Source organism: Pseudomonas sp. (assembly GCF_049590575.1).
GTDB lineage: Bacteria > Pseudomonadota > Gammaproteobacteria > Pseudomonadales > Pseudomonadaceae > Aquipseudomonas.
The window spans coordinates 1-24,383 of the sequence record NZ_JBAWDE010000444.1 but is presented as its reverse complement, the minus strand read 5'-3'; the positions used below and the strand labels follow the sequence as shown (position 1 = coordinate 24,383).

At 61.9% G+C, this 24,383-nt stretch carries 22 protein-coding genes; 12 read left to right on the top strand and 10 right to left on the bottom strand.

All coding sequences use genetic code 11. The annotated features are described in order from the left end of the window. Nucleotides 1-59 precede the first annotated feature (59 nt). The gene (locus tag WBR57_RS30505; protein WP_424089369.1) at nt 60-1,349 is read right to left on the bottom strand and encodes a diguanylate cyclase; all 1,290 of its coding nucleotides are present in this window, start codon (nt 1,347-1,349) and stop codon (nt 60-62) included. A gap of 311 nt (nt 1,350-1,660) precedes the next feature. On the opposite strand from WBR57_RS30505, the gene WBR57_RS30500 reads away from it, so the two are divergent. After that, nucleotides 1,661-3,253 carry a hypothetical protein gene (locus WBR57_RS30500; RefSeq protein WP_424089367.1) on the top strand — a complete coding sequence of 531 codons (1,593 nt, stop codon included), beginning with the start codon at nt 1,661-1,663 and terminating at the stop codon, nt 3,251-3,253. A 74-nt stretch (nt 3,254-3,327) separates the two neighbouring features. Here WBR57_RS30500 and WBR57_RS30495 read toward each other — a convergent pair whose 3' ends face one another. Continuing rightward, the gene (locus tag WBR57_RS30495) at nt 3,328-5,133 is read right to left on the bottom strand and encodes a phenylacyl-CoA dehydrogenase (RefSeq protein WP_424089365.1); all 1,806 of its coding nucleotides are present in this window, start codon (nt 5,131-5,133) and stop codon (nt 3,328-3,330) included. Nucleotides 5,134-5,162: 29 nt separating this feature from the next. Here WBR57_RS30495 and WBR57_RS30490 point away from each other — a divergent pair, with 29 nt between their 5' ends. Next, nucleotides 5,163-5,342: a hypothetical protein gene (locus WBR57_RS30490; protein ID WP_424089363.1), complete on the top strand. Its 180-nt coding sequence runs from the start codon at nt 5,163-5,165 to the stop codon at nt 5,340-5,342. A gap of 112 nt (nt 5,343-5,454) precedes the next feature. On the opposite strand, the gene WBR57_RS30485 is transcribed toward WBR57_RS30490, so the two are convergent. The 6 genes from WBR57_RS30485 to bioB form a co-directional block, all read right to left on the bottom strand. Next, a complete protein-coding gene (locus WBR57_RS30485; protein ID WP_424089361.1) occupies nt 5,455-5,736 on the bottom strand; it encodes a pyrroloquinoline quinone biosynthesis protein PqqE in 282 nt (93 codons plus the stop codon). A gap of 106 nt (nt 5,737-5,842) precedes the next feature. Continuing rightward, nucleotides 5,843-6,523 (bottom strand): dethiobiotin synthase, encoded by a 681-nt coding sequence (gene bioD, locus WBR57_RS30480; protein WP_424089359.1) that lies wholly within the window; start codon nt 6,521-6,523, stop codon nt 5,843-5,845. After that, nucleotides 6,520-7,332, bottom strand: a complete 813-nt coding sequence (bioC, locus tag WBR57_RS30475; RefSeq protein ID WP_424089357.1) for a malonyl-ACP O-methyltransferase BioC — start codon at nt 7,330-7,332, stop codon at nt 6,520-6,522. Before bioC ends, bioD begins: the two co-directional genes overlap by 4 nt. Beyond that, nucleotides 7,325-8,056, bottom strand: coding sequence for an alpha/beta fold hydrolase (locus WBR57_RS30470; protein ID WP_424089355.1), 732 nt, complete (start codon nt 8,054-8,056; stop codon nt 7,325-7,327). The genes bioC and WBR57_RS30470 overlap by 8 nt, the downstream gene beginning before the upstream one ends. Next, nucleotides 8,049-9,230, bottom strand: coding sequence for an 8-amino-7-oxononanoate synthase (bioF, locus tag WBR57_RS30465; protein ID WP_424089353.1), 1,182 nt, complete (start codon nt 9,228-9,230; stop codon nt 8,049-8,051). Before bioF ends, WBR57_RS30470 begins: the two co-directional genes overlap by 8 nt. Before the next feature lie 75 nt (nt 9,231-9,305). Further along, nucleotides 9,306-10,361, bottom strand: coding sequence for a biotin synthase BioB (gene bioB / locus WBR57_RS30460; RefSeq protein ID WP_058415231.1), 1,056 nt, complete (start codon nt 10,359-10,361; stop codon nt 9,306-9,308). Nucleotides 10,362-10,453: 92 nt separating this feature from the next. On the opposite strand from bioB, the gene WBR57_RS30455 reads away from it, so the two are divergent. From WBR57_RS30455 to rarD, 5 genes are all read left to right on the top strand, one after another. Further along, nucleotides 10,454-11,191 (top strand): ComF family protein, encoded by a 738-nt coding sequence (locus WBR57_RS30455; protein WP_424089350.1) that lies wholly within the window; start codon nt 10,454-10,456, stop codon nt 11,189-11,191. Nucleotides 11,192-11,248: 57 nt separating this feature from the next. Then, on the top strand, nt 11,249-12,013 hold the full coding sequence (locus WBR57_RS30450; protein ID WP_424089348.1) for a TOBE domain-containing protein: 765 nt from the start codon (nt 11,249-11,251) through the stop codon (nt 12,011-12,013). An 81-nt stretch (nt 12,014-12,094) separates the two neighbouring features. Further along, complete coding sequence (locus WBR57_RS30445) at nt 12,095-13,993, top strand: PhoX family protein (RefSeq protein ID WP_424089346.1); 1,899 nt, start codon at nt 12,095-12,097, stop codon at nt 13,991-13,993. A gap of 168 nt (nt 13,994-14,161) precedes the next feature. Then, the gene (locus tag WBR57_RS30440; protein ID WP_122542274.1) at nt 14,162-15,136 is read left to right on the top strand and encodes a serine/threonine protein kinase; all 975 of its coding nucleotides are present in this window, start codon (nt 14,162-14,164) and stop codon (nt 15,134-15,136) included. A gap of 63 nt (nt 15,137-15,199) precedes the next feature. After that, nucleotides 15,200-16,084 carry an EamA family transporter RarD gene (gene rarD / locus WBR57_RS30435; protein WP_424089343.1) on the top strand — a complete coding sequence of 295 codons (885 nt, stop codon included), beginning with the start codon at nt 15,200-15,202 and terminating at the stop codon, nt 16,082-16,084. A gap of 223 nt (nt 16,085-16,307) precedes the next feature. Here the strand turns inward: rarD and WBR57_RS30430 are convergent, their stop codons facing one another. Next, the gene (locus WBR57_RS30430; protein ID WP_424089341.1) at nt 16,308-16,820 is read right to left on the bottom strand and encodes a glycine cleavage system protein R; all 513 of its coding nucleotides are present in this window, start codon (nt 16,818-16,820) and stop codon (nt 16,308-16,310) included. A gap of 265 nt (nt 16,821-17,085) precedes the next feature. On the opposite strand from WBR57_RS30430, the gene WBR57_RS30425 reads away from it, so the two are divergent. Further along, nucleotides 17,086-19,263 (top strand): malate synthase G, encoded by a 2,178-nt coding sequence (locus WBR57_RS30425; RefSeq protein ID WP_424089339.1) that lies wholly within the window; start codon nt 17,086-17,088, stop codon nt 19,261-19,263. A 153-nt stretch (nt 19,264-19,416) separates the two neighbouring features. Here WBR57_RS30425 and WBR57_RS30420 read toward each other — a convergent pair whose 3' ends face one another. Next, on the bottom strand, nt 19,417-19,863 hold the full coding sequence (locus tag WBR57_RS30420) for a response regulator (RefSeq protein WP_424089337.1): 447 nt from the start codon (nt 19,861-19,863) through the stop codon (nt 19,417-19,419). Between the two features lie 246 nt (nt 19,864-20,109). Between WBR57_RS30420 and WBR57_RS30415 the strand changes: the two genes are divergently transcribed. The 4 genes from WBR57_RS30415 to WBR57_RS30400 all read left to right on the top strand — a co-directional run bounded on the left by WBR57_RS30415 (nt 20,110) and on the right by WBR57_RS30400 (nt 24,320). Then, nucleotides 20,110-22,032: a putative nucleotidyltransferase substrate binding domain-containing protein gene (locus WBR57_RS30415; protein WP_424089335.1), complete on the top strand. Its 1,923-nt coding sequence runs from the start codon at nt 20,110-20,112 to the stop codon at nt 22,030-22,032. Then, nucleotides 22,029-22,736, top strand: a complete 708-nt coding sequence (locus tag WBR57_RS30410) for a 3'-5' exonuclease (RefSeq protein ID WP_424089333.1) — start codon at nt 22,029-22,031, stop codon at nt 22,734-22,736. The genes WBR57_RS30415 and WBR57_RS30410 overlap by 4 nt, the downstream gene beginning before the upstream one ends. A 100-nt stretch (nt 22,737-22,836) precedes the next feature. After that, entirely contained in the window at nt 22,837-23,355 is a 519-nt protein-coding gene (locus tag WBR57_RS30405; RefSeq protein ID WP_424089331.1) for an RNA polymerase sigma factor, read from the top strand. A 2-nt stretch (nt 23,356-23,357) separates the two neighbouring features. Then, the gene (locus WBR57_RS30400; RefSeq protein ID WP_424089435.1) at nt 23,358-24,320 is read left to right on the top strand and encodes a FecR domain-containing protein; all 963 of its coding nucleotides are present in this window, start codon (nt 23,358-23,360) and stop codon (nt 24,318-24,320) included. Nucleotides 24,321-24,383 lie beyond the last annotated feature (63 nt).

The window sequence follows — 24,383 nt, the reverse complement described above, 5'->3', positions numbered from 1 at the left end:
CTACTGCCGGCCGACGTTGCGGACAATCACTGTAGAACCGCTGAATACACCGCCATCACTCAACCGGCAGCGGTCTGCATACGCACCGCACCACGCCGAGTTTGCCCGGCCGCGACCACGCAGTTACGCCCCGCGCCCTTGGCGGCATACAGCGCCTGGTCGGCGGTCTTGAGCACTTCTTCGGGGCTGCGGTGCTCGAGCAGGCGCTCGGCCACGCCGATGCTGATGGTCACCGACACACTCGAGGCACCGCTGCCGGCCCGGCGTTGACGGCCTTGCAGATCGTCCTGAGGGCGATCGGAGTTGCGCAGCTTGATGTCGTAGTCGGCAATGATCGCGCGAATTTCTTCCAGATACGGCATGCACTCATCCAGGGTCTTGCCGGCGAACACCACGGCGAATTCTTCACCGCCATAGCGGTAGGCACGCCCACCGCCGTTGACCTTGGACAGCTTGCTCGCCACCAGGCGCAGCACCTGGTCGCCGACATCGTGGCCGTGGGTGTCGTTGAAGCGCTTGAAGTGGTCGACGTCGCTCATGGCCAGCACATAGTTGCGGCCCAGCCGCTGCATGCGTTCATTGAGCGCACGCCGCCCGGGCAAGCCGGTCAGCTCATCGCGGAAGGCCATTTGATAGGCTTCATGGGCCACACCGGCGGCGATCATCAGCATTACCTGGCTGCACATGATGTTCAGCGTGAACGGCAGGATGAAGGTTTGCGGCAACATCCAGAACAGCCCCAACACACCGACCAACTGCGCAGCGTGCAAAGGCCGTGGCTGATACCAGTACTGTGCGGCCAGGGTCAGGAAGCCAATCAGAAACATCGGGTAGGACAGCTGGACCAGGCTCATCCAGGCGCCATGCAGCGCTGGCCAGCGAATCTCGGCCAGCCAGTTCAGCACGCCCTGGGGATAGCTTTGCTCCAGCGCCAGCGCCACGCTGCCTACCGCCAGCAATACCGCAGCGCGTGCGACGAAGTCCCGGAACAGGTGGGTCTTTTCCTGCCACAACGCATAAATGCTGAACAGCAGCGGCAGCAGCACACAGCACAGATGAAAGACCACCGCCGCGTCTTCGCGCACCCGCCCATTGTCGCGGTAGTAATCGGTCTGGGTATCGAGCAGGAAATAAGCCACATACACCGTGATCATCAGGAACAGCTCACGCTGGCGGCGATACACCGCACAGTACGAACCGCCCAGCAACAGCACCAAGGTCGGCAACACATTGAACAGTGAGGTGAAGAACACGTTGAGGTCCTTCACATACGCAGCCGAGAGCCCCGCCAGCAGGAGCAGCAACGAAGGGAGAAAATGACTGAAACGTACAGCAGACGCGCGCGACAAGGGTAAAGCTCCGACCCATTCAAAAATGATGGCATAGTGCCTTCACTGCGTACAGTTAAGCACATTCAATGTGACCTGTATCACATTGCCATCACTTTAACGGCCGGTTCGGCCAATCCCTGAGTGTCACGCTGTGGTTTTTTCCGACCTGTGGCGCAAACAACGCGCTGCGCGCTTGGCGAGGCTTAGTCAACTGTCAACGTTCACAGTTTTAATCGAACGCTCTGCGCTGTTTACTCACCATTACCACTCACCACCCAGCGGGCTTTCGGGAAAAGGAGTGTCCTTTACCCACGATGGAAGTGACCGCCATGGAAACCTCAACCAACGACCTGGTACGCACCAATTCACTGTTTTTGATTCGCAACGCAATCCCCGCGCTGAAGCCGCTGGTCGTAACAAATGCCATCGACGGCTCAGACGGCTTGATCTCGCTTTTCACGATGGATAGGGATCAGCCACTGACGATTCCGCAACTGCCCCAGCCGGTCCCTGCGGGTGCTCGCGCAACGATCAGGGTATACGTTGAATCTCCCGCACCGGGTGAGTACCAACTGGTGGCCTACAGGCAATTCACAGGTTATCCGGACGACGAGGTGGAGGTGATGGTGCCGCGCCGCATGGTGGGCGTGGAAGGAGACTATCAACTGACCTATACCCTCGAAGACGGTAACAACGTCCTGCGCGCCACCGCCAGCACGCCTTTGCGGGTGCGAAGAACGCCACCGTTCGGCTACCTCACCATCACTCCGCCGCGCCCGTTGCTGCCAGCGAACCTTGCGACCGCTCTGATTACTGAGGAATACCTGGCCAACAACGACCCGGTTCTGTTTCGGGTTCCCGCGCATCGGGAGATCAACGGCGAGAGGAGCCTGGTTTTAATTCCCTACTACGGAAACACCCCCAGCCACATGCAAGTATCCTATTCCGTACCCCCCGGCACTCTATTGCCCGACTTACCGGCCGACCGTCTCATTCCCGTGCCGGCGGCTGTTATTCGCGCCCGCGGTAACGGCCGGCAACAACTGACCTATCGCTGCCTTACCCAAGATAGTCGCCGCGCTATGGACTCGTTGATTCTCGAAGTCCTGGTGGCGGTACGCATAACACCCACGAATATCGCCGTCCCGCGGGTGACACAGGCGATTGCGCCCGACCACACCGTGACCCTGGGGGATATCAACCAGGCTGGCCAGGGCGGGATGGAGGTGTGGCTAGACAGCGTCGACGGCTTGCAAATCGGCGACTTGATAAGCGTCGTCCTGGGCGCGGGTTTCGCGGTGACCACCTTGACCTACGCGGGTCAGCCGTTACCCCTGCGGATGATTGTTCCGGCGACACAAATCCAGGCCGCGGTGACGGGGTCAACCATCAATGATATTGCTGCCCCGGTCAGGTTCAGAATCACCAGCGGCGGCGTAGTTTTCAACGGACCGGCGCGTAACCTGATCTTCAATCTTTCGACCTTGATGACGCTGGCGCCGCCGCAGGTGCAAAACTTGAACAACGGGGCCCTTAACTGCAATTCGCCGCGCCCCTTGAACACACCGTATCTCAACCGCTTCATTCAAGTTTTCATCCCACCTTCGAATACGTTGATCATCGGCACAACGTTGACGGTAAGCTGCGTATTGAGCCGGCAGGATGATGGCTCAAACCCCATGGTCCCGGCCGTCACCGTACCTGTAACACTGGCAGCGGGTGCTCCAACTCTGGGCCAGACGGTAAATGTGCCCTACGCCAGCACCATGGGAGTGATCGGCAGGGGCGTGTTGTATTTCAGCTATTCGGCGCCGAACGCCCAAGGCCAAATGCTGCGCTCTGCACCCGTGGCAACTCCAGTCAGAGGCGTTCTGCCCGGCGATACCTATTGCGACGGCTCGCCGTTCATCCCGGCACCGTAAGTACTTTGCCGGCGCCCACAAAAAAGCCGCCGCTCCCGAAAGAGCGGCGGCTTTTTTATGAACCCGACCGAGGCTTAGTAGCCCAGGGCGAAGTTCTCTTCTTTCATGTCCATCAGGTTGTTGGCGCCCGACAGCATGGTGGCTACGTGGGTGCGGGTACGCGGCAGGATGCGCTGGAAGTAGAAGCGCGCAGTTTGCAGCTTGGCGGTATAGAACGCTTCTTCGGTGGTGCCGGCAGCCAGTTTCTCGGCGGCCAAGCGTGCCATGTCGGCCCAGAAGTAAGCCAGGCAGGCGTAACCGGAGTACATCAGGTAATCCACCGAAGCGGCGCCGACTTCTTCACGGTCTTTCATCGCGGCCATGCCGACCTTCATGGTCAACTCGCCCCACTCTTTGTTCAGCGCCGCCAGCGGCGTCACGAACTCCTGCACCGCCTCAACACCTTCGTTGGCCTGGCAGAACTTGTGCACGATCTTGGTGAAGCCCTTGAGCGCTTCGCCCTGGGTCATCAGCACTTTGCGGCCAAGCAGGTCCAGCGCCTGGATACCGGTGGTGCCTTCGTACAGCATCGAAATGCGGCTGTCGCGGACGTTCTGCTCCATGCCCCACTCGGCGATAAAACCGTGACCGCCGTAGATTTGCACGCCGTGGTTGGCAGACTCAAAACCAACTTCGGTCATGAACGCCTTGGCGATCGGGGTCATGAAGGCCAGCAGGCCATCGGCCTGTTTCTTGGCTTCGTCGTCGGTGCCGTACTTGACGATGTCCACTTGCTTGGCGGTGAAGTACACCATCGCACGGTTGCCTTCGGCGAAGGCTTTCATGGTCAGCAGCATGCGGCGCACGTCAGGGTGCACGATGATCGGGTCAGCGGCTTTGTCCGGGGCTTTCGGGCCGGTCAGGGAGCGCATCTGCAGGCGGTCGCGGGCATATTTCAGGCCACCCTGGAAGCCGATTTCAGCGTGGGCCAGGCCTTGCAGCGCAGTCCCCAGGCGAGCGGTATTCATAAAGGTGAACATGCAGTTCAGGCCTTTGTTCGCCGGGCCGATCAGGAAACCGGTGGCCGCGTCGAAGTTCATCACGCAGGTGGCGTTGCCATGGATGCCCATCTTGTGTTCCAGGGAGCCGCAGGACACCGCGTTGCGCTCACCGATCGAGCCGTCTGCATTGGGCAGGAACTTGGGCACGATAAACAGCGAGATACCTTTGGTGCCGGCCGGTGCGTCCGGCAGGCGGGCCAGTACGATATGGACGATGTTGTCGGCCATGTCGTGTTCACCGGCCGAGATGAAGATCTTGGTCCCGGAAACCTTGTAGGAACCGTCGGCCTGCGGCTCGGCCTTGGTGCGCAGCATGCCCAGGTCGGTGCCACAGTGCGGCTCGGTCAGGCACATGGTGCCGGTCCATTCGCCCGACACCAGCTTGGTCAGGTAAGCCTCTTGCTGCTCAGGGGTGCCATGCTCGGAAATAGTGTTCATCGCGCCATGGGACAGGCCTGGGTACATGCCCCACGACCAGTTGGCTTCACCCACCATTTCGCTGACCGCCAGGCCCAGGGATTCCGGCAGGCCTTGGCCACCATGCTCGACGTCGTGGGCCAGGCTTGGCCAGCCGCCTTCGACGAATTGTTTATAGGCTTCTTTGAAACCCGTAGGGGTTTTAACGCCTGACTCGCTCCAGGTGCACCCTTCGAGGTCGCCCACACGGTTCAACGGTGCCAGTACCTGCTCACAGAACTTGGCGCCTTCTTCGAGAATGGCGTCAACCATGTCCGGGGTAGCGTCCTGGCAAGCCGGCAGGCTCTGATAGTGCGCTTCATAGCCGAGCAGTTCGTCACGAACGAAGCGAATATCACGCAAGGGGGCCTTGTAGTCAGGCATAGCGATAAACCTCTGCTGATGTATCTGGAATGAACAACCGCGTGGGATTTGTTGAGGCGGTCAAACAGGTGTTTGAAACATACGTTTACGACCTGGGGATGTCAAGCGTCGTCCGGGCGCCGTTTGTCATGACGTGGATCAACGGCGCGCACGGCAAGGCCTGCGGCGGGATGCCACACACCTATCAGGAGAGAACAACAACCGTGTAGGCGCTGGCTTGCCAGCGATGCAGACGCCGCGGTGTATCAGGCAAACCAAGTAGATGCCATCGCAGGCAAGCCAGCTCCCACAGAAGAGCCGGCATACCTGAGGGGAGGGAGATTAAGCGTAGGTATCGATCAACGTGCCGAGCATTTCATCCGAAGCCTTGGCGACTTTCACACCCAGCTCCACTTGAAACTTGCCTTGGGCCATCTCGACCATATTGCTCGCCGAATTCGACGGCTGGGCGCGATCATTGGCTTGCAGACGGTCGCTTTGCGCGTCCGAAGGCTGGGTCGTCGCGGCGCTGGCGATTTTGCCGGCGGCCAGGTCGACACGGTTCTGCCCGGTCTGAATACTGCTCAGGCCCGAATAAAACGCGCTGCTTCCAGAGATTTCCATGGCGTAAGCCTGCCTTTAGAGAATCATGAACGCTGATTGAAGCAGAGATACAGGCAAAACGCCCGTCAAAAACACTAATGGCATAATGCCTTAGCGATAGCCAAAATCAGTCAAGCAGGTCCAGCTCCAAGTATTCGGCCACGGCTTCGGCAGTGGCGTGCTTGAGTTTCGGCACCCGGCCCAGACACGGCGCGGGCAAGCGTTCGGCCAGCGTGGCGAGGTTTTCTTCCAGGCGCGAGGTCTTGGGGTCGATGATATTCGCCACCCAGCCCGCCAGCGGCAAACCGTCCCGCGCGATGGCTTCGGCGGTGAGCAAGGCATGGCTGATACAGCCCAGGCGCACGCCCACCACCAGGATCACCGGCAGCTTGAGCGCCATGGCCAGGTCCGACAGGTTGTCCTGGTCGGCCAACGGCACACGCCAGCCACCCGCGCCTTCGATCAAGGTGAAATCCGCCTGGCGCTCCAGGATCTGCTGCATCGGTTTCAACAGCGATTGCACCGTCAGCGCCACGCCCGCCTCCCGCGCCGCCAGGTGCGGGGCGATGGCAGGCTCGAACGCCACCGGGTTGACCTCGGCATAGGTCAGCGGCAATGAACATTCGGCCATCAGTGCCAGGGCGTCGCTGTTGCGCAAGCCCTTGGGCGTTACCTGGCAGCCGGAGGCCACCGGTTTGCCTGCGGCCGTGCTTTTGCCGGCTTGACGCGCGGCATGCAGCAGCCCGGCGGCAATGGTGGTCTTGCCCACATCGGTGTCGGTGCCGGTGATGAAGTAAGCGGCGCTCATAGAGGTTTCTCCAGTACGGCATACACCACTTGATAAGTGGCGGGCAGGCCCTGGGCCTGACGGAACTGCTCGTAAGCATCCACCAGTGCAACAATCCGCGCGCGCCCCGTCAACCCTCCCGGGCGGCCCGGGTTGAGGTTATGCGCGCCCAACGCTTTAAGTTCCTGGGTCAGGCTGCGCACATCCGGGTAATGCAACACATGCGGCTGGCGCTCCAGGTTCACCACGCGCAGGCCGCTGGCGGCGCACAGGTGTTGATACGCCTCGAACGTGCGGAAGCGGTTGACGTGTACCAGCCCGTCCGCCGCGCGCCAGCTTTCGCGCAATTCATCCAGGGTACCCACGCACAGGCTCGCAAACGCCAGCACTCCGCCGGGTTGCAGCACGCGGCGGGCCTCGCTGAGTACCGCGTCGAAATTCGCACACCACTGCACCGCCAGGCTGGAGAAGATCAGCCCGCAGCTTGCGTCCTGCAGCGGCAGGCGTTCGGCATCACCGGCAATAAAATGCTCGGCGCCGCCCAAGGGTCGCGCGTGGTTGAGCATGCCTTCGGCAATATCCAGCGCCACGCCTTGGCTGGCCGTAAGCAATTCGCCCAGCACCCGGCTGAAATAGCCGGTGCCGCAGCCCATGTCCAGCCAGCGCCGCGGGGCGATGGAAGCCGGCAGACGCGCCAGCAGTTCGCTGCCTACCGCGCGCTGCAACTCGGCAACGCTGTCATAACTGGCCGCAGCACGGGAAAACGATGCCGCTACCTGGCGCTTGTCCGGCAAGCCGACCGGCAGGCAGGGCTGGGATAAATCAGTCATCAACGCACTCATGCAAAAAAGCCTGGATAGCCCCCGCGACACCGTGCGGGTCCTCCAGAAGAAAAGCGTGACCGGCCTGTTCAATCAGGCCGATTTCTACATCGGGCAGCAGGGCCAGCAGGTCGCTGGCCGCCTCGGCGGGCACCAGCCCGTCAAGGCCGGCGAACAGATGCAACTGCGGGCCCTGAAAATCCAGCAGCGCCTGGCTGGTGTTCAGTCGACCCAACAATTCCAGGCCGCCGAGCAAAACCGGCGTTGGTGTTTCAGGCGCAGCCGCCAGCAGCAGCCTTGCAAGCGCCCGGGGGTCCGCAGAACCCTTGGCACAGAGGAGACTGAAGCGTTTCAACGTCGCTTCGGGATCAAGGCGGCAGCCGTCAAGAAATGCTGAAAAGTCTGCTTCGTGCATGCCATGGTCCCAGCGGGAAAAGGCAACAAAGCTGACGTTACTGGCAAAAGTGAGCAAGCCGCAACAATGCTCACCGCGCCGGGCTGCCAGCTCGGCAGCGAGCATGCCGCCAAGCGACCAGCCGCCGAGCCACGCATCCTGAGGCAAGGTCGAATCCAGCTCATCGAGCCACTCTTGCAGATCACCCGACTGCAGGTCCGGCAACGGTTCGATCTGCACCTGCAAGTGCTCATCCAAGCCACGTAACGCCGCCGCCAAGGGCTCTAGCGGCGAGACGCCGAGGCCCCAGCCGGGGAGCAATATCAGTCGATCACGCATGGTCTGGCTCCGTGGTGCCGAGCAAGCGGAAACATTCTTCCAACGCGTTTAACAATAGCTGCACTTGCGCGGCGCTGTGGGCCGCCGTCAACGTCACGCGTAAACGCGCGCTGCCGGCCGGCACGGTCGGCGGGCGGATTGCGGTGACCATCAACCCGCGCTCACGCAGCATCTGTGACAGGCGCACGGCCTTGGCGCTGTCGCCAATCAGGATCGGCTGGATCGGCGTGAAGCTGTCCATCAAGTCCAGGTCGAGTTGCTCGGCGCCGTGGCGGAACTGGCGGATCAGCCCGTTGAGATGCTCGCGCCGCCAATGCTCGGTGCGCAGCAGCGCCAGGCTTTTCAGCGTGGCGCAGGCCAGGGCGGGCGGCTGGCTGGTGGTGTAGATGTAGGGCCGGGCGAACTGGATCAGGCTTTCGATCAGTTCTTCACTGCCCGCCACAAATGCGCCGGCCGTGCCGAACGCTTTGCCCAGGGTGCCGACCAGCACCGGCACGTCGTCCTGGCTCAGGCCGAAATGCTCGACGATCCCGCCACCGTTCGCGCCGAGCGGGCCGAAACCGTGCGCATCGTCCACCATCAACCAGGCGCCTTTGGCCTTGGTTTCACGGGCCAGTGCGGGCAGGTCGGCAAGATCGCCGTCCATGCTGAATACGCCATCGGTGACCACCAGCGTATTGCCGGTGGCTTTCTCCAGGCGCTTGGCCAGGCTGGCGGCGTCGTTGTGCAGGTAGCGGTTGAAACGCGCACCGGACAGCAACCCGGCGTCCAGCAACGAGGCGTGGTTGAGTCGGTCTTCGAGCACCGTATCGCCCTGCCCCACCAACGCCGTGACCGCGCCCAGGTTGGCCATGTAGCCGGTGGTAAACAGCAGCGCGCGGGGTCGACCGGTCAGGTCGGCCAGGGCTTCTTCCAGTTCATGGTGTGGCGTGGCATGCCCGACCACCAGGTGCGAAGCGCCACCGCCCACCCCCCAACGGGACGCACCGGCGCGCCAGGCTTCGATCACGAGCGGGTGGTTGGCCAGGCCGAGGTAATCGTTATTGCAGAACGCCAGCAACGGCTGGCCGTCGACCACCACTTGCGGGCCTTGAGGGCTCTGCAGCAGCGGGCGTTGGCGGTAAAGGTGTTCGGCACGGCGGGCAGCGAGGCGTGCGGCGAGATCGAAAGACATGCTGGCCTCGGCAGATCAAGAAACTTGAGACTGAATGCTCCCACCTTTGGAATGCATTCCAAATAGGGGGCGGCGTCAAACCGCGGCGTTATAGAACTGCTCGCTGCTCTTCTGCTCCACCAGCGCCTGTTCGATCGCCGCCTGATGCACTTCGTCGGCGTGCTCTTCGCGGGCTTCCGGCAGGATGCCCAGCCGCGAGAACAGTTGCATGTCCTTGTCGGCCTGCGGGTTGGCAGTGGTCAGCAGTTTGTCGCCGTAGAAGATCGAGTTGGCGCCGGCGAAAAACGCCAGGGCCTGCATCTGCTCGTTCATCGCCTCACGGCCAGCCGACAGGCGCACATGGGACTGCGGCATCAGGATGCGCGCCACGGCAAGCATGCGGATAAAGTCGAACGGGTCGATGTCCTCGGCGTTTTCCAGCGGCGTGCCGGCGACTTTCACCAGCATGTTGATCGGTACCGATTCCGGATGCTCCGGCAGGTTGGCCAGCTGGATCAGCAGGTTGGCGCGGTCATCCAGCGACTCGCCCATGCCGAGGATGCCGCCGGAACAGATCTTCATCCCCGAGTCACGCACGTAGGCCAAAGTTTGCAGGCGCTCGCCGTAGGTACGGGTGGTGATGATCGAGCCGTAGAACTCAGGCGACGTGTCGAGGTTGTGGTTGTAGTAGTCAAGGCCGGCCTGGGCCAGGGCTTCGGTCTGGTCCTGGTCGAGGCGGCCGAGGGTCATGCAGGTCTCCAGGCCCATGGCCTTCACGCCTTTGACCATCTCAAGCACATACGGCATGTCTTTGGCCGACGGGTGCTTCCACGCGGCGCCCATGCAGAAACGCGTCGAGCCAATGGCTTTAGCGCGAGCGGCCTCTTCGAGGACCTTCTGCACTTCCATCAGCTTCTCTTTTTCCAGGCCAGTGTTGTAGTGGCCCGACTGCGGACAATATTTGCAATCTTCCGGGCAGGCGCCGGTCTTGATCGACAGCAAGGTCGACACTTGCACACGGTTGGCGTCGAAGTGCGCGCGGTGCACGGTCTGCGCTTGGAACAACAGGTCGTTGAACGGCTGCACGAACAACGCTTTGACTTCGGCTAGGGACCAATCGTGACGCAAAGTGGCGGTGGTGCTGGCGCTCATGGGCGTTTCCTTGATTATGCTTGGGCTAACGCTGCGGGAAGGGCAATACCCACAGATACAACACGGATGCTCGGCATATTTAAGGAAGATTCATGCACTGTCAACCCAAGCACAAACACGCGGTTTACATCTGGTTAAAAAACACACAAACCTGTTTAATCTGTGATGAGGGCACCGAGAGCCCCGATTGTGTATGCAACTGCTGCGAAACCGAGCTGCCGTGGCTGATAGAGCATTGCGAGATCTGCGCCCTGCCCTTGGCCATGCAGGGCTTGATCTGCGGCCAATGCCAGCAACAACCGCCGGCCTTTAAACAGGTGGTTGCGCCCTGGACGTTCAGCTTTCCCGTCGACACCTTGATCACCCGTTTCAAGCATCAGGCACGCTGGCCACTTGGGCATCTGCTCGGCCGGCTGTTGGGTCGTTTCCTGCGCCATCGCTTCGAGAACGCCGAACTCCACCGCCCCGACTGCCTGCTGCCGGTGCCCATGGCCGCCAAGCGCCTGCGCGAGCGTGGCTACAACCAGGCCCAGATGCTGGCACGCTGGCTAGGCCAGGACTTGGGCATTGCCTTTGATGAACACCTGTTATTGCGCCCGCATGAAACCGTCGCGCAGCAAGCGCTGGACGCCAAGACGCGCAAGCGCAATTTGCTCGGCGCCTTCGTCCTGGCACCCGATGCGCAGGTGCAGGGCCGACACTTTGCGCTGGTGGACGACGTTCTCACCACCGGCGCCACCGCCCACAGCCTTGCGCGCCTGCTGATGCAGGCCGGCGCGCGGCAGGTCGATGTGTATTGCCTGGCGCGTACGCCCAAACCGGGCAACTGACTTGACTCGCGTGCGCCAGGGCGGCAACGTCGGCGCATCTCATTGAAGCGTATCCCCATGTCTCTGCCGCCGTCCCTCAGCCAACACATCATCCGCCGCCCCCAGCGCATCGCCCTGCTGGGGCATATCGCGGAACAAGGCTCGATCACCCGCGCCGCGAAAAGCGCAGGCTTGAGTTACAAGGCCGCCTGGGACGCGATTGATGAACTGAACAATCTGGCGCAAAAACCGCTGGTGGAGCGCAGCGTCGGCGGCAAGGGCGGCGGCGGTGCCAAGCTGACCGCCGAAGGCGCGCGCGTATTGCGGCTCTATCAACGCCTGCAAATGTTGCAGGCCGAGGTGTTGGGTTCGGACGAAGCGGCGAGTGATTTCAACCTGCTGGGTCGCCTGATGCTGCGCACCAGCGCGCGTAACCAGTTGCACGGGCAGGTGATCGCCATCGAGCCCCACGGCCGCAACGATTTGATTCGCTTGCAGCTCGCCGGCGGGCTGACCCTGCAAGCGCAAATCACCCACGACAGCACGCAACGCCTGGAGCTGGAAATGGGCGTGGAAGTGGTTGCGCTGATCAAGGCCGGCTGGCTGGAATTGCTGGCGCCGCAGCAAGCTGCAACACCTGGACACAATTGCTTCGACGGCACTGTCGATGCGATTCTAGACGCCGACGACGGCCCCAGCGAGGTGCGCATCACGCTGCCCAACGGCCTGGTGTTATGCGCCCTGGCGCAGCCCGTCGTACTCAATGCCTTGGGCGCCGCCAAAGGCCAGGCGCTCCAGATGCAATTCTCGCCGAGCAATGTGCTACTCGGTACGCCGGTCTAGGCCACGCCCTTCTTCTAACTGCAACAATTTCGTCACGCCCGCTCCTTAAGGTGTTCGCAAAAAGCACGCAAGGAGCCTGATATGAACCTATTAGAAGAACACCAAGCCACCGATCTCGAACAGATGGTCGGCCTGACCCGTCGCCGTTTTATCGGCGCCGGCGCCCTGTGCGGTGCCGCGATGTTCCTGGGCGGTAACCTGTTGACCCGCAGCGCGATGGCCGTGAATGCCGTGAGCGCCAGCCCATTGCTGGGTTTCACCAGCATCGCTGCCGCCACCAGCGACGCCATCACCCTGCCGCCGGGCTACAGCGCGTCGGTGTTGATCAGTTGGGGCCAGCCGCTGCAAAAGAACGCGCCGGCCTTCGACCCGTCCGGCAACGGCACCGCCAAAGCCCAGGAGCAGCAATTCGGCGACAACAACGACGGCATGAGCCTGTTCGCCTTTCCTGGCGACGACAACCGCGCGCTGATGGCGATCAACAACGAATACACCAACTACCGCTACCTCTTCGCCCACGGCGGCGCGCCGCAATCGGCTGAAGACGTGCACAAGGCCCAGGCCAGCGAAGGCGTGTCGGTGATCGAAGTGCGGCGCAGCGGCGGCACTTGGCAATTCGTTCAGGACTCGCGCTACAACCGGCGCATCCACGGCAACTCGCCGATCCGCCTGAGCGGCCCCGCCGCCGGCCACGCCTGGCTGAAAACAGACGCCGACAAGACCGGCAAAAAAGTCCTCGGCACGTTCCAGAACTGCGCCAACGGCAAGACGCCGTGGGGCACTTATCTGACGTGCGAAGAGAACTTCACTGACTGCTTTGGCAGCAGCAACCCACAGCAAAGCTTTGACGCCGGGCAGAAACGCTACGGCGTAGTGGCGGCCAGCAAAGACATCAACTGGCACCCGCACGACCCACGCTTTGACATCGCCAAGAACCCCAACGAACTCAATCGTCACGGCTGGGTGGTGGAAATCGACCCGTTCGACCCGCAGTCCACCCCTGTCAAACGCACCGCCCTCGGCCGCTTCAAGCACGAAAACGCCGCCCTCGCCGAAACCCGTGACGGCCGCGCCGTGGTGTACATGGGCGACGACGAGCGCGGGGAGTTCATCTACAAATTCGTCAGCCGCGACAAGATCAACCACAAGAACCCCAAGGCCAACAAAGACCTGCTCGACCACGGCACCTTGTACGTGGCGATCTTCGATGCCGGCGACGGCAACGCCGACCACCCCAAGGGCAAGGGCCAGTGGGTCGAGCTGACCCATGGCAAAAACGGCATCGACGCCAGCACAGGTTTTGCCAGCCAGGCCGAAGTGCTGATCCACGCACGCCTGGCCGCCAGTGTGGTGAAAGCCACGCGCATGGACCGCCCGGAATGGATCGTGGTCAGCCCCACCGACGGCCAGGTTTATTGCACCCTGACCAACAACGCCAAACGCGGCGAAGACGGCCAACCGGTGGGCGGCCCCAACCCGCGTGAGAAAAACGTCTACGGCCAGATCCTGCGCTGGAAGGCCGACGCCGATAACCACGGGGCCATGACGTTCAGCTGGGATTTGTTTGTGGTGGCCGGCAACCCGGGCGTGCACGCCGGTACGCCCAAGGGTGGCTCGTCGAACATCAACCCGCAAAACATGTTCAACAGCCCCGATGGCCTGGGTTTCGACAAGGCCGGGCGCCTGTGGATCCTCACCGATGGCGACTACAGCAACGCCGGCGATTTTGCGGGGATGGGCAATAACCAGATGCTCTGCGCCGACCCTTCGACCGGGGAAATTCGCCGATTCATGGTGGGGCCGGTGGCGTGTGAGGTGACGGGGATCAGCTTCTCGCCGGATCAGAAGACGCTGTTTGTGGGGATTCAGCATCCGGGCGAGACCGGGGGGTCGACTTGGCCGGAGCACCTGCCGAATGGCAAGCCGCGTTCGTCGGTGATGGCGATTCGGCGCGATGACGGCGGGATCGTCGGCGCCTGACAGGGCCCCATCGGGGGCAAGCCCCCTCCCACACTTGGCCGAGTTCCAGCATAAGAATGCGGTCGAATGTGGGAGCGCGCTTGCTCGCGAAGGCGTCCGCACAGTCACCACCTATCACTGTTACCATACCCGGCCGGACGCGGCGCCCTGCTGCGCGCAGGAGTTCGCATGGCCCATCCGTTTGAAACACTCACCCCCGACCTGGTACTCGACGCCGTCGAAAGCATCGGTTTTCTCAGCGATGCTCGCGTCCTGGCGCTCAACAGCTACGAAAACCGCGTTTATCAGGTGGGCATCGAAGACGCCGAACCACTGATCGCCAAGTTCTACCGCCCGCAGCGCTGGACCAACGAGGCGATCCTCGAAGAACACCGTTTCACCTTCGAACTCGCCGAATGCGAAGTGCCGGTGGTCGCGCCGATGATCCATAACGGCGAAAGCCTGTTCGAACACGCTGGTTTCCGTTTCACCTTGTTCCCCCGCCGTGGTGGGCGTGCGCCGGAACCGGGCAATCTCGACCAGCTCTATCGCCTCGGGCAGCTGCTTGGCCGTTTGCACGCCGTGGGCTCCACCCGCCCGTTCGAGCACCGCGAAGCCTTGGGGGTGAAGAACTTCGGTCACGACTCCCTCAACACCTTGCTCGAAGGCAACTTCATTCCCAAAAGCCTGTTGCCGGCCTATGAGTCGGTGGCGCGCGACCTGCTCAAGCGTGTCGAAGAGGTGTACAAGGCCACGCCGCACAAGAACATCCGCATGCACGGCGATTGCCACCCCGGCAACATGATGTGCCGTGACGAGATGTTCCACATCGTCGACCTGGACGACTGCCGCATGGGCCCGGCCGTACAGGACCTGTGGATGATGCTCGCCGGTGACCGCCAGGAATGCCTGGGCCAGCTTTCAGAATTGATGGATGGCTACCAGGAATTCCACGACTTCGACCCGCGCGAACTGGCGCTGATCGAACCGCTGCGCGCCTTGCGCCTGATGCACTACAGCGCATGGCTGGCGCGGCGCTGGGATGACCCGGCGTTCCCCCACAGCTTCCCGTGGTTCGGCAGCGAGCGGTATTGGGGCGATCAGGTGCTGGCTTTGCGCGAGCAGTTGTCGGCGCTGAATGAAGAGCCTTTGAAGCTGTTCTGACCACTGCCTGACAAATTTCCTTACAATCGCGGCTTTGTCAGCTGCCGAAGCAAGGATTCTGCAATGCACGCCGCCAACCCCCGCAAGGGGTACATCCTGGGCCTGAGCGCCTATGTCATCTGGGGCCTGTTCCCCATTTATTTCAAAGCCATCGCCAGCGTTCCCGCCGCCGAAATCATCGTACATCGCGTGCTGTGGTCGGCGCTGTTTGGCGGTTTGTTGTTGATGGTGTGGAAACACCCCGGCTGGTTCCGCGAACTGCGTGACAACCCCAAGCGCCTGGCAATCCTGGCGCTCAGCGGCTCGTTGATTGCGGGTAACTGGCTGACCTACGTGTGGTCGGTAAACAGCGGGCGCATGCTCGAAGCGAGCCTGGGTTACTACATCAACCCGCTGGTGAATGTGCTGCTGGGGATGCTGATCCTTGGCGAACGTCTGCGCCGCTTGCAGTGGGCAGCCGTGGGGCTGGCGGCGGTGGGTGTGGCGCAACAGGTGTGGCAGGTCGGCAGCCTGCCGTGGGTGTCGCTGGTGTTGGCGCTGACCTTCGGTTTCTATGGACTGATCCGCAAGCAGGCGCCGGTCAAGGCGCTGCCGGGGCTGGTGGTGGAAACCTGGATGCTGGTGCCGATTGCCGTGGCGTGGTTGCTGTTCAACCCGACTGCACACAGCGCACAGCTGGCGTTCTGGAGCACGTCCGAAGCCTGGTGGCTGGTTGCGGCGGGCCCGGTCACGCTGATCCCGCTGGTGTGCTTCAACGCCGCCGCGCGGCACTTGCCCTACACCGCGCTAGGCTTTTTGCAGTACGTGGCGCCGACCCTGGTGCTGCTTGAAGCCGTGCTGCTGTTCGGTGAACACCTGGCGCAAAGCACGTTGATTGCCTTCGCGTTCATCTGGGCGGGCCTGGTGGTCTACAGCCTGGATGCCTGGCTGACCGTCCGCAAACGCTGATCAAATAACGTACAAAGCTCTGCAAGCCACGTCCGGCGTGGCTTGCAGGCATCCACCCCAAGGTTATCCACAGCCTCATCCCCGCCGTTTGTGCACAAGCCGTTGAAACTGCTCGTTTTTTGCTCAGCCGGCGAAGAAGCCCGGGCGGCGTGGCCTGGCGCCGGGTCTCTACAGGTTATCCACAGGCCCATGCAAGATTTCCATGCATAACCTTGTGGGCCGATTATTCCTCGTGGTGCAGTTCCACCATCAAATCATCGGCCAGGGTTTCGAGGGACAGCTGCAAGGTATCCAGGGATAACGCCGCCGGCACCTGCAACAGCGCCTCGGCAGTAAACAATGGATCACCGCTCATGGGCGCCGGGCGCACATCCGTGCTCAGGCTTTGCAGGTTCACGCCTTGCTGGCTCAGCAGCGCCGTGATTTCGCGCACGATGCCCCCACGGTCATTGCCCACCAGCGTCATCAGGATCGATTTGGAGGCCGAGGCCTGCCCGGTACTGCCCTCACCCACCAGCACGCGAATACCCTGTGTGGACAAATCCTCGAGGGCGGCCACCAATGCCTGGCGGCTTTCCGCTGGCACGCTGACCCGCAGGATCCCGGCAAACTGCCCAGCCATATGGGCCATGCGGCTTTCCAGCCAGTTGCCGCCATGTGAGGCAATGTTCTGCGCGATGCGTTCAACCAGGCCGGGTTTGTCGGCGGCGATAATTGTGAGTACAAGATGGTCCATGGCGAAGCCCTCTGAATTCAATCTACAAGGTGGACTCGGAAGCCCGCGAAAACAAATCGTGTACCATTTTTATATTTATCTGGAACAATCCAATAGTTTTTTGAGAACATCCGGTTCTCCGCTGTGACCGTACGACCAAAGTGGGTCGCTAAACGACGTATTTAGTCTAATTTTCACAACCGCAAGTCATCATGTAGTATGCCCAACCGTGCACTACATAATGAAAATCTGAAAAAGCGCATAGCTCCGCAGAGTGAGGCAAGCAATGACTGAACACGTTCAAGTCGGTGGCCTGCAGGTCGCCAAAGTCCTGTTCGACTTCGTGAACAACGAAGCCATTCCCGGTACCGGCATCACTGCCGACCAGTTCTGGGCCGGCGCCGACAAGGTCATCCATGACCTGGCGCCGAAGAACAAAGCCCTACTCGCCAAACGCGACGATTTCCAGGCGCGGATCGACACCTGGCACCAGACTCACGCCGGCCAGGCCCACGACCCGGTGGCCTACAAAGCCTTCCTGCAAGACATCGGATACCTGCTGCCAGAAGCCGCAGACTTCCAGGCCTCGACCCAAAACGTCGATGATGAAATCGCCCGCATGGCCGGCCCCCAGCTGGTCGTGCCGGTGATGAACGCACGTTTCGCCCTCAACGCCTCGAATGCGCGCTGGGGCTCGCTGTATGACGCGCTGTACGGCACCGACGCCATCAGCGAAGCCGACGGCGCCGAGAAGGGCAAGGGCTACAACAAGGTGCGTGGCGACAAAGTCATCGCCTTTGCCCGTGCTTTCCTCGACGAAGCCGCGCCGCTCAGCGCCGGCAGCCACGTCGACTCCACCGGTTACAAGATTGTCGATGGCGTGCTGATCGTCAGCCTCAAGGGCGGCAGCAACAGCGGCCTGCGCGACGACGCGCAGTTGATCGGCTTCCAGGGCCCTGCGGCCCAGCCGATTGCGATCCTGCTGAAACACAACGGCCTGCACTTCGAAATCCAGATCGACGCCAGCACCCCGGTCGGCCAGACCGACGCCGCCGGCGTCAAAGACGTGCTGATGGAAGCGGCGCTGACCACCATCATGGACTGCGAAGACTCCGTCGCTGCCGTCGATGCCGATGACAAAGTGGTGATCTACCGCAACTGGCTCGGCCTGATGAAGGGCGACCTCGCCGAAGAAGTGGAAAAGGGCGGCAAAACCTTCACCCGCACCATGAACGCCGACCGCGTGTACACCGGCGTGGATGGCCAGGACGTGACCCTGCACGGGCGTTCGCTGCTGTTTGTGCGCAACGTGGGCCATTTGATGACCATCGACGCGATCCTCGACAAAGACGGCAACGAAGTCCCGGAAGGCATCCTCGACGGCCTGCTTACCAGCCTGGCGGCGATCCACAGCCTCAACGGCAACAGCACGCGCAAGAACAGCCGCACCGGTTCCGTGTACATCGTGAAACCAAAGATGCATGGCCCCGAAGAAGCCGCGTTCACCAACGAGCTGTTCGGCCGCATCGAAGAGGTGCTGAACCTGCCGCGCAACACCCTCAAAGTCGGGATCATGGACGAGGAGCGCCGCACCACGGTCAACCTCAAGGCCTGCATCAAGGCGGCCAGCGAGCGCGTGGTGTTTATCAACACCGGCTTCCTCGACCGTACCGGCGACGAAATCCACACCTCCATGGAAGCCGGCGCGATGGTACGCAAGGCCGCGATGAAGGCTGAGAAATGGATCGGCGCGTACGAGAACTGGAACGTCGACATCGGCTTGAGCACCGGCCTGCAAGGTCGTGCACAGATCGGTAAAGGCATGTGGGCGATGCCCGACCTGATGGCGGCGATGCTCGAACAGAAAATCGCCCACCCATTGGCCGGCGCCAACACCGCCTGGGTGCCTTCGCCAACCGCCGCCGCGCTGCACGCGTTGCACTACCACAAGGTTGACGTGTTCGCCCGCCAGGCCGAACTGGCCAAGCGCGAACGCGCGTCGGTGGATGACATTCTGACGATTCCGCTGGCCAGCAACACCGATTGGTCCGACGAAGAAATCCGCAACGAGCTGGACAACAACGCCCAGGGCATCCTCGGCTATGTCGTCCGCTGGATCGACCAGGGTGTCGGTTGCTCGAAAGTACCGGACATCAACGACGTCGGCCTGATGGAAGACCGCGCCACGCTGCGCATCTCCAGCCAGCACATTGCCAACTGGTTGCGCCACGGCATCGTCAACGAAGCCCAGGTGATGGAAAGCCTCAAGCGCATGGCGCCGGTGGTGGACCGTCAAAACGCCGGGGATGCGCTGTACCGCCCACTGGCACCGGATTTCGACAGCAACATCGCCTTCCAGGCGGCGGTCGAGCTGGTGATTGAAGGGACCCGGCAGCCTAACGGTTATACCGAGCCGGTGTTGCACCGTCGGCGTCGGGAGTTCAAGGCCAGGAACGGCCTGTAAATAAAAAGGCCCTGATCGTGAGATCAGGGCCTTTTTTTGAGGCTTGTGGTGACCGGGCTGGTGCTATCGGTGACAAGCCCCTGCCAGATTGGGGTGCATTCCCCCTGTGGGAGGGGGCTTGCCCCCGCTGAGGCCGGCACATTCACCACCGAATCAGGAAGCCATCCCCAATTCCCTCTTCACCATCTTCGCCAACTTCACGCTATCAATCGGCTTGAGCAGAAAATCCACCACGCTCAAATGCATCGCATCGATCACATCTGGGGCTTCGGCATCCCCCGACATGATGATGATCGGCAATGCTGCCCGATCAGATTCGCGTACTTGCTTGATCAGCTCCAGGCCGTTACTCGGTTTCATACGCAGGTCGGTAATCAGCAAACCAATGGAGCTGCTCGACTTCAACAAATCCCACGCTGTCTCACCACTGTCAGCAGTCATGCAGCGAATACCGTCCAGCCCCAGGATCTCCGCCAGCAATTCACGCGCGTCCTTGTCGTCGTCAACAATCAACACGCGTTGTGGCGGTAAATCAGGCTCCAGCATCACGGCGCTCAGCGCCTCGCGCTCGGCATCACTCAAAATATCGTGGTCGGACATACGGTTCTCAGCAGTTCTTCGTCAATCTCCCAGCACACTCGTCAGACATCTGCGGAAGGGCGAACAATGTGCACTTCGTCGGAAAGTTTGCCTAGTGGGTGTTCTACGGGGTTTGGACGATAGTCATGTAAGGTTTTTCCTTAGTTTGCGGCGTTTTCAGCGACCTAGACTTACGTCCAATGGGCACCCGCCGCGCAGGAGTCGACCATGAGGGACGATAACGACAAAAAAACTGCGGTCACTGTTATGAGTAAAGCTGATGCCTTCGCCCAGGCAGGGAAAACTGCCGTATTGCAGAACATCCACGGCACCCTGCAATTCCTGCAACGTTTCCCGCCGTTCAACCAGATGGAACACGCGCACCTGGCGTTTCTGGTCGAGCAGTGTCAATTACGCTTCTTTGGCCCCGGTGAGAGCATCCTCAAGCCGTCGGGCGGGCCGGTCGAGCACTTCTATATCGTCAAGCAGGGGCGAGTTGTGGGGGAGCGACCGGATTCAACACAAACCACCTTCGAAATCACCACCGGCGAGTGCTTCCCCCTCGCGGCGCTGCTCGGCGAGCGGGCAACCCGCACCGAGCACAAGGCCGCCGAAGATACCTTTTGCCTGCAACTGAACAAGCCGGCGTTTATCAAACTGTTTGCGCTGTCCAGCCCGTTTCGCGACTTCGCCCTGCGCGGTGTCAGCAGCCTGCTGGACCAGGTCAACCAGCAAGTCCAGCAAAAGGCCGTGGAAACCCTCGGCACCCAATACTCGTTGAACACCCGCCTGGGCGAATTGGCCATGCGCCACCCGGTCACCTGCAGCCCGGACACGCCGCTGCGCGAGGCCGTGACGCAAATGCACGAGCAGCAGGTCGGCAGCATTGTGATCGTCGACGAGCACAAGGCGCCGCTGGGGATTTTCACCCTGCGCGACCTGCGCCAGGTGGTGGCGGACGGCACCAGCGATTTCGGCCTGCGCATCGACGAGCACATGACCCAGGCGCCGTTCTTTCTGACCCCGGACCACAGCGCCTTCGACGCCGCCATCGCCATGACCGAGCGGCATATCGCCCACGTCTGCCTGGTCAAAGACCAGCGCCTGTGTGGCGTGGTGTCCGAGCGCGACCTGTTTTCCCTGCAGCGGGTCGACCTGGTGCACCTGGCCCGCACCATCCGCAACGCGCCGCGGGTGGAAAACCTGGTGGCGATTCGCGGCGAGATCGGCCAGTTGGTCGAGCGCATGCTGGCCCATGGCGCGTCGTCGACCCAGATCACCCACATCATCACGTTACTCAATGACCACACTGTGTGCCGGGTGATCGAGCTGACCCTGGCCGAGAAAGGCGACCCTGGCGTGCCCTTCAGTTGGCTGTGTTTCGGCAGCGAAGGCCGCCGTGAGCAAACGCTGTTTACCGATCAGGACAACGGCATTCTGTTCGACGCCAAGGACGCCGTGGAAGCCGCGATGATCCGTGGGCGCCTGCTGCCGCTGGCGCAGCAGATCAACCAGAGCCTGGCGTTGTGCGGGTTCAGCCTGTGCAAAGGCAATATCATGGCCGGCAACCCCGAGCTGTGCCTGTCGCGGGCCGAGTGGGCGCGGCGGTTCGGTTCGTTTATCCGCGAGGCGACGCCGGAGAACCTGCTGGGTTCGAGCATCTATTTCGATTTGCGCGTGGTGTGGGGCGACGAACAGGGTTGCGAGCAATTGCGCCAGAGCATTCTCGATCAAGTCGCGGATAACCGGCTGTTCCAGCGCATGCTGGCCGAGAATGCCTTGCGCCAACGCCCACCCGTAGGCCGTTTCCGCGAATTTGTGCTGACGCGTAAAGGCGGCGAAAAGGCCACCCTCGACCTCAAGGTGCAGGGCCTTACACCTTTTGTGGATGGCGCACGGCTGCTCGCCCTGGCCAATGGCATTCACGCCAACAACACCCTGGAGCGCCTGCGCCAGCTGGTGGTCAAGGAAGTCATCGAGCCGCTGGACGGTGCCGCCTATGAAGAGGCCTACCACTTTATCCAGCAAACCCGCATGCAGCAGCATCAGTTGCAGACCCGGGAAAACCAGCCGTACTCCAACCGCGTCGACCCCGACAGCCTCAACCACCTGGACCGACGCATCCTGCGTGAATCCCTGCGCCAGGCTCAGCGCCTGCAAAGCAGCCTGACCCTGCGGTATCAGCTATGAGCCTGTTCGGCTGGCTGCGCGCGGCCAAACCCGGGCTGAATGCAGCGCAACAACGGCGCCTGGAGCAATTGCCTACGCCCGCCGTGCTGGGCGACGGTTCGCTGCACAGCCAGCGCTGGGTGGTGGTGGACCTGGAAACCAGCGGCTTGAACCTCAACCGCGACCAGGTGTTGTCTATCGGCGCGGTGGTGATCGAAGACGGCGCGGTGGATTTCTCCCAGCTGTTCGAGCGCACCCTGCATCGCGCCGAATCCAAGCTCAGCCCCAGCGTGCTGATCCACGGCCTGGGGCCCAGCGCGATTGCTGCGGGCAGCGACCCGGTGGAAGCCTTGCTGGACTTTATGGAATTTGTCGGCGACAGCCCGCTGCTGGCCTTTCATGCGCCGTTCGATCAACACATGCTCTGCCGGGCATTGAAGGACAGCCTGGGCTACCGGTTGGCGCATTCGTTTCTCGATGTTGCCGATATCGCCCCGCTGCTGTGCCCCGAGGCGCACATTCGCGAGGCCGGGCTGGACGACTGGATCACCCACTTCAACCTGCAAGTGGGCGAACGCCATCACGCCAGCGCCGATGCCCTGGCCACGGCGGAGCTGATGCTGATCCTGTTCAGCCGCGCACGTTTGCAACAAATCGACACGCCGCACGCGCTGCAACAGCGTTTGGGCCAATGGAAACGGCGTAAACAAGCGCCATCGTTTTAATGTCATCTCCCGACAGACGCCAATTGCGCCCACCCCACGCCTCTGACACAATCGCGAATAATTCTCGTTAGTTTAAACCTATTGTTTATTCGGTGATGCCTTGTCGTCGGTCCAGACCCCACACAGTGAGCTTGTTGGCGCGTTGTATCGCGACCATCGCGGCTGGCTGTTGGCCTGGTTGCGACGCAACGTGGCCTGCCCGAGCCGCGCCGAAGACCTGAGCCAGGACACCTTCATGCGCCTGCTCGGCCGTGATGAGCTGCGCGAACCGCGCGAGCCACGCGCGTTTCTGGTGGCGATCGCCAAAGGTTTGCTGTTCGACTACTTCCGCCGTGCGGCCCTGGAACAGGCCTACCTCACCGAACTGATGCTGATCCCGGAAAGCGAACACCCTTCGCCCGAAGAACAGCAACTGATCCTCGAAGACCTCAAGGCCATCGACCGCCTGCTCGGCAAGCTGTCGAGCAAGGCCCGCGCGGCGTTCCTGTACAACCGCCTCGACGGCCTGGGCCACGCGCAAATCGCCCAGCGCCTCGGTGTATCCGTGCCACGCGTGCGGCAGTACCTGGCCCAGGGCATTCGCCAGTGCTACATCGCGCTGTATGGCGAACCGCTGTGAACATGATCAGCGCCAAACCCGTATCGGCCCGGGTGCTGGATGCGGCGATTGCCTGGCAACTGTCCCTGGACTCGGGTGACGGCAGCCCGATTGAGCGCGAAGAATTCAGCAAGTGGCTGGCCAGCAATGAAGAACACGCCCGCGCGTGGCGCCAGCTGGGCATGCTCGACCAGCGTTTCAGCGTGGCCTCGGGCCCGGCGCGGGCGGCGTTATTGCAGTCGCGCGAGGGCATTCGCCAGCGCGTACGCAAGCTGGGCAGCGGCTTGGCGAGCATTGCACTGGTGTGCGGTCTGGCGTTGTTTGCCGGCGAGCGCTACGTGCCGATCCACTATTGGTTGGCCGACCAACGCACCGCCACCGGCGAGCAGCGCACGCTGAAACTGGCGGACGGCACGGTGATCAACCTCAATACCCACAGCGCCATCGACGTGCGTTTCGATGAAAAGCGCCGGCTGATTGTGTTGCAGGAAGGCGAAATCCTCGTCGAAACCGGCCACAACGATGCGCGACCGTTCTATGTACAAACTCGCGACGGCAGCCTGCGGGCGCTGGGTACGCGCTTTATCGTCAAGCGCGAAGACGACGCCACGCGCTTGAGCGTGCTGCAATCGGCCGTCGGCGCCCAGCCCGAGGCGCTGCAGCAGGAACAGATTTTCAAGCAAGGCCAGCAAGTGCTGATGCGCAGCGACGGCCTCGGCCCTGCGCTGGCCGTCAGCCCGGCCACCGACGCCTGGACACGCGGCATGCTGGTGGTCGACAACGCCCGTCTGGGCGATGTGGTGGACGAACTCAGCCGTTACCGCACCGGTTACCTGGGTGTGGATAAAAATATCGCCGACCTGCGCATCACCGGCAGCTTCCCATTGCATGACACCACCCTGGCGCTCAACGCCCTGCTGCCGACCCTGCCGGTGCAGATCGAGCAGCACACACCGTGGTGGGTGACCGTGAGTGCCAAGCCTTAGGTCTGCGGTGACTGGGCGATTGCTTTCGCAGGCAAGCCAGCTCCCACCTTTGAAGGTATTCAC

Coding starts and splice junctions, on each gene's coding strand:
- WBR57_RS30455 (WP_424089350.1), top strand. CDS start 10,454: ATGCACTGTCAACCCAAGCACAAACACGCGGTTTACATCTGGTTAAAA.
- bioF (WP_424089353.1), bottom strand. CDS start 9,230: ATGTCTTTCGATCTCGCCGCACGCCTCGCTGCCCGCCGTGCCGAACAC.
- WBR57_RS30400 (WP_424089435.1), top strand. CDS start 23,358: ATGATCAGCGCCAAACCCGTATCGGCCCGGGTGCTGGATGCGGCGATT.
- WBR57_RS30450 (WP_424089348.1), top strand. CDS start 11,249: ATGTCTCTGCCGCCGTCCCTCAGCCAACACATCATCCGCCGCCCCCAG.
- WBR57_RS30495 (WP_424089365.1), bottom strand. CDS start 5,133: ATGCCTGACTACAAGGCCCCCTTGCGTGATATTCGCTTCGTTCGTGAC.
- bioC (WP_424089357.1), bottom strand. CDS start 7,332: ATGACTGATTTATCCCAGCCCTGCCTGCCGGTCGGCTTGCCGGACAAG.
- bioB (WP_058415231.1), bottom strand. CDS start 10,361: ATGAGCGCCAGCACCACCGCCACTTTGCGTCACGATTGGTCCCTAGCC.
- rarD (WP_424089343.1), top strand. CDS start 15,200: ATGCACGCCGCCAACCCCCGCAAGGGGTACATCCTGGGCCTGAGCGCC.
- WBR57_RS30485 (WP_424089361.1), bottom strand. CDS start 5,736: ATGGAAATCTCTGGAAGCAGCGCGTTTTATTCGGGCCTGAGCAGTATT.
- bioD (WP_424089359.1), bottom strand. CDS start 6,523: ATGAGCGCCGCTTACTTCATCACCGGCACCGACACCGATGTGGGCAAG.
- WBR57_RS30420 (WP_424089337.1), bottom strand. CDS start 19,863: ATGTCCGACCACGATATTTTGAGTGATGCCGAGCGCGAGGCGCTGAGC.
- WBR57_RS30490 (WP_424089363.1), top strand. CDS start 5,163: ATGAACAACCGCGTGGGATTTGTTGAGGCGGTCAAACAGGTGTTTGAA.
- WBR57_RS30470 (WP_424089355.1), bottom strand. CDS start 8,056: ATGCGTGATCGACTGATATTGCTCCCCGGCTGGGGCCTCGGCGTCTCG.
- WBR57_RS30445 (WP_424089346.1), top strand. CDS start 12,095: ATGAACCTATTAGAAGAACACCAAGCCACCGATCTCGAACAGATGGTC.
- WBR57_RS30500 (WP_424089367.1), top strand. CDS start 1,661: ATGGAAACCTCAACCAACGACCTGGTACGCACCAATTCACTGTTTTTG.
- WBR57_RS30410 (WP_424089333.1), top strand. CDS start 22,029: ATGAGCCTGTTCGGCTGGCTGCGCGCGGCCAAACCCGGGCTGAATGCA.
- WBR57_RS30440 (WP_122542274.1), top strand. CDS start 14,162: ATGGCCCATCCGTTTGAAACACTCACCCCCGACCTGGTACTCGACGCC.
- WBR57_RS30430 (WP_424089341.1), bottom strand. CDS start 16,820: ATGGACCATCTTGTACTCACAATTATCGCCGCCGACAAACCCGGCCTG.
- WBR57_RS30425 (WP_424089339.1), top strand. CDS start 17,086: ATGACTGAACACGTTCAAGTCGGTGGCCTGCAGGTCGCCAAAGTCCTG.
- WBR57_RS30415 (WP_424089335.1), top strand. CDS start 20,110: ATGAGTAAAGCTGATGCCTTCGCCCAGGCAGGGAAAACTGCCGTATTG.